Genomic DNA, 1,692 nt, shown 5'->3' with positions numbered 1-1,692 from the left:
TCCGCGGCCGCGGCCGCGGAGGAGTCGGCGGCGGCGGCGGGGGCGTGCTCGGCCCGGTGATCGGAGGCGTGCTGCTCGGCGGACTGCTGGGCGACATGTTCGACTGATTTCGTAGGGTTCGCACCAAGGAGTTTCGATTCCGTTGGAGAGGTTCGGAGGGTGCGGGCATGCCCTCCGCGCTAGGCTGGCAGGCGTGACTGCAGAGAACACCGCACCCGCGACGACCGCCGACCGCATCGCGGACCATCGCCGCAAGTACCAGGAAGCCGTCGGCGACCGAGACGCGGCGGCCGCGGCGAAGCAGCACGCGCGGGGCAAGATGACCGCACGCGAGCGCATCGCGGCACTGCTCGACACGGGCTCGTTCGTCGAGTTCGACAAGTTCGTCAAGCACCGCTCCCAGGGCTTCGGCATGGAGCAGTCGCACCCCTTCGGCGACTCCGTCGTGACCGGCGCGGGAACGATCCACGGCCGCCAGGTGGTCGTGTACTCGCAGGACTTCACCACGTTCGGCGGATCGCTCGGCGAGGTCGCCGGCGAGAAGATCGTGAAGGCCATGGAGTTCGCCCTGAAGACCGGAGCCCCCGTGCTCGGGATCCTCGACTCCGGCGGGGCGCGCATCCAGGAGGGCGTCGTCGCCCTCTCCAAGTACGCGAGCATCTTCCGCCTGAACACCATGTGCTCCGGCGTCATCCCGCAGATCTCCATCGTGATGGGACCGTCGGCCGGCGGCGCCGTCTACTCCCCCGCGCTCACCGACTTCGTCATCATGGTCGACAAGACGAGCCACATGTTCGTCACCGGCCCGGACGTCATCAAGACCGTCACCGGCGAGGAGGTCGGCTTCGAAGAGCTCGGCGGCGCCCTCACCCACAACAAGACCAGCGGCGTCTCGCACTACTTGGCGAGCGACGAGCACGACGCGCTCGACTACGCCCGCGCGCTCATCAGCTACCTCCCCGACAACAACCTGGCCGAGGCGCCGATCTACGACACCGACACGGCGCTCGAGATCACCGACGCGGACCGGCGCCTCAACACGCTGATCCCCGACAGCCCCAATCAGCCCTACGACATGCTCACCGTCATCGAGGCGATCCTCGACAGCGGCGATTTCCTCGAGGTCCAGCCGCTGTTCGCGCCGAACATGCTCATCGGGTTCGGTCGCGTCGAAGGCCGCACCGTCGGCATCGTCGCCAACCAGCCCAGCCAGATGGCGGGCACCCTCAACATCGACGCGAGCGAGAAGGCGGCGCGCTTCGTGCGGTTCTGCGACGCGTTCTCCATTCCGATCCTCACCCTCGTCGACGTGCCCGGCTACCTGCCCGGCACCGACCAGGAGTTCCAGGGCGTCATCCGCCGCGGCGCGAAGCTGCTCTACGCCTACGCCGAGGCCACCGTGCCGCTCGTCACCATCATCACCCGCAAGGCCTACGGCGGCGCGTACATCGTGATGGGATCCAAGCAGATGGGCGCCGACTTCAACATCGCGTGGCCCACCGCCGAGATCGCCGTCATGGGCGGCGCGGGCGCCGTGAACATCCTCTACCGCAAGGAGCTCGCCGCGGCCGCCGAGCGCGGCGACGACGTCGAGGCGCTGCGGGCGGAGCTCACCGCCCGGTACACCGCCGACGTCACCTCCCCCTTCCTGGCGGCGGAGCGCCTTGATCACCGCGAGGCGGCCTGCGCGGC

Annotated in this window: 1 protein-coding gene; it reads left to right on the top strand. The window is 69.0% G+C overall.

Annotated features, from left to right (window positions below; genetic code table 11):
* Window positions 1-193: 193 nt before the first annotated feature.
* On the top strand, window positions 194-1,692 hold a 1,499-nt coding region (locus tag NS354_RS12575; protein WP_058594791.1), incomplete at its 3' end, for an acyl-CoA carboxylase subunit beta.

The sequence above is a fragment of the Leucobacter chromiiresistens genome, from assembly GCF_001477055.1.
Taxonomy (GTDB): Bacteria; Actinomycetota; Actinomycetes; order Actinomycetales; family Microbacteriaceae; genus Leucobacter; species Leucobacter chromiiresistens_A.
Note: the sequence above shows the minus strand (reverse complement) of the source record. Positions and strands in the feature narration are given on the sequence as shown.